This window comes from Streptomyces sp. MS191, from assembly GCF_008042125.1.
In the GTDB taxonomy this organism is placed as follows: domain Bacteria; phylum Actinomycetota; class Actinomycetes; order Streptomycetales; family Streptomycetaceae; genus Streptomyces.
In genome coordinates, this window is sequence record NZ_RDBI01000242.1 from 1 (window position 1) to 2,044 (window position 2,044).

A 2,044-nucleotide genomic window follows, 5' to 3' on the forward strand; every position below is an offset into this window, starting at 1 on the left:
CTCTTCGCGGGGAACAACCGCGTCACGGTCACCGCGGTACGGACGCTGGCGGGGCGCGAACACCCGGTGGCCCTGGTCGGGTTCGACGACATCGAGTCACCGCGGTACGGACGCTGGCGGGGCGCGAACACCCGGTGGCCCTGGTCGGGTTCGACGACATCGAACTGGCCGACCTGCTCGGCATCACCGTGATCGCCCAGGACGCCGCCGCGCTGGGCCGTACGGCCGCGGAGCGGCTCTTCCGCCGCCTGGACGGCGTCGAGGAGGCGCCGGCCCAGGTGGTGCTGCGGACGACGCTGATCGCGCGCGGCTCGGGAGAGGTCCCGCCGCCGGCGTAGCCCGCGACGGGCCGGGACCAGGGTCCGGCGAGACCGCCCGGCCGCACCGCCCCGGCTCCGGCGGCGCCCCACGGCCGGCCGCGCGACGCGCGCGCACGTCCGGGACCCGGCCGCACCGGGCGCGAGCCCGCGTGCCCGGATCACCTGAGGTCGGCGAGGAGGTCGTCGAGGGCCTTGCGGAGGGCCGCCGCGTTGGCCGGGCCGAACCAGGTGGTGCGGATGCGTTCGTTGCTCCCGTTCGGGGTCTCGTGGTCGGCGGCGAGCCGGTCCAGGGAGCGGGTCTGGTCGCCCAGGGTGCGGCCGACGCCCTGGAAGAGTCCGCGCACGTAGCGGTCGGCGTCGTCGGGGTCGATGCCCTGACCGGCCGCCCACGACGTGAGCGTGGCGAGGTACGAGTAGTGGGTGGTCAGCGTCCCCGTCAGGGCGGAGAGGACGTCGAAGGCCGCCTCGTCCGCGACCGGCAGCACCCCGCCCAGGTACGTGAAGAGGGAGTCCACCGCCGGGTGCGACGGGCACGTCACCGTGACGGAGCGGCGCTCCCGTACGGCGGGCAGGGGAATGGCCCGGACCAGCGGGGCGTCGGTGGCGAGTGTCCGGCGCAGGTCGTCGCTGCCGACGCCGGCCATCACATTGACCACGATCTTGTCGTCGTCCACCCTCAGACCGGCGAGTGCGCCGTGGCGGTCCTGGCGCCGCACGGCGATGATCACCAGCTCGGAGCGGTCCACCACCTCCTGGTTGTCGGCGCAGACCCGGACGTTCTCGTGCCGTGCGGACAGCTCCGCCGCGGCGTGGGCTCCCCGCGGGGAAAGGAACACCTCCGGCGACGTGTCGCCCCCGTCGTACAGACCCGCCACGAGGGCCCGGGCGATCTCTCCCACTCCGATGATGCCGATGCGTTCCACTGTGGCTTCCTCCCTGCCGCGCGGTGGTCATGGACGGTGTCGTTCCGGGTTCCCGACGCCGGGCCGGGCCCGTCGGCGTCAGCAGACGCGCAGGCCCGGCACGGGCGCTCCGCCCGCGCTCCCCCGCAGATAGGCGACGCTCACGTACACGTTGGTGTTGCCGCTGTCGTCGTCGGTCCGGGCCCACCAGCGGCTGCTCTGTCCGGCGTACGAAGCGCTGCGGTCCAGGTCGACCTGGCAGAAGAAGGTGTGCCGGCCGGCGCCGACCGTGCCCATCTCGCCGCCGTCGTAGCGGGTGGTCGTCGCCGGGTGCAGGACCTGGCAGCTGGCCGACGAGCCGGCGGCGGTGCACCCGGCGGCGTCCGGTGACGGGGATCCCGTGCCGCCGGAAGTGGTCGTGGTGCCGGTCGCTCCGCCGCGCGTTCCGGCGCCTTCCGCCGTACCGGAAGCTCCCCCGCCGCCGGCCGCCGCGGAGGGGTCGGAACCGCCGCCGCCGGCCGTCGCCGCCCCGGCGGCGGAACCGCCCGCCGCCGAACCTCCGCCGGACGTGGGCGCCTTGGCGGCCGGGCTGCCGGACCCTGGTCCCGGCCCGTCGCGGGCTACGCCGGCGGCGGGACCTCTCCCGAGCCGCGCGCGATCAGCGTCGTCCGCAGCACCACCTGGGCCGGCGCCTCCTCGACGCCGTCCAGGCGGCGGAAGAGCCGCTCCGCGGCCGTACGGCCCAGCGCGGCGGCGTCCTGGGCGATCACGGTGATGCCGAGCAGGTCGGCCAGTTCGATGTCGTCGAACCCGACCAGGGCC

The 2,044-nt window shown here is 75.7% G+C and carries 3 protein-coding genes and 1 pseudogene; 1 reads left to right on the forward strand and 3 read right to left on the reverse strand.

The features are described from left to right. Nucleotides 1-65 precede the first annotated feature (65 nt). Nucleotides 66-338 (forward strand): annotated as a pseudogene (locus EAO71_RS37080) (substrate-binding domain-containing protein); the annotation flags it as partial. Between the two features lie 140 nt (nucleotides 339-478). On the opposite strand, the gene EAO71_RS37085 reads toward EAO71_RS37080, so the two are convergent. The 3 genes from EAO71_RS37085 to EAO71_RS37095 form a co-directional block, all read right to left on the reverse strand. Then, nucleotides 479-1,243 carry an NAD(P)-binding domain-containing protein gene (locus tag EAO71_RS37085; RefSeq protein ID WP_147982177.1) on the reverse strand — a complete coding sequence of 255 codons (765 nt, stop codon included), beginning with the start codon at nucleotides 1,241-1,243 and terminating at the stop codon, nucleotides 479-481. 78 nt (nucleotides 1,244-1,321) lie between these two features. Then, a complete protein-coding gene (locus tag EAO71_RS37090) occupies nucleotides 1,322-1,519 on the reverse strand; it encodes a hypothetical protein (protein ID WP_147982178.1) in 198 nt (65 codons plus the stop codon). 323 nt (nucleotides 1,520-1,842) lie between these two features. After that, on the reverse strand, nucleotides 1,843-2,044 hold a 202-nt coding region (locus tag EAO71_RS37095; protein WP_187282994.1), incomplete at its 5' end, for a substrate-binding domain-containing protein.

Bases quoted from the DNA above. Each gene is read 5' to 3' on its own strand.
- EAO71_RS37090 (WP_147982178.1), bottom strand. From the start codon at position 1,519: ATGGGCACGGTCGGCGCCGGCCGGCACACCTTCTTCTGCCAGGTCGAC.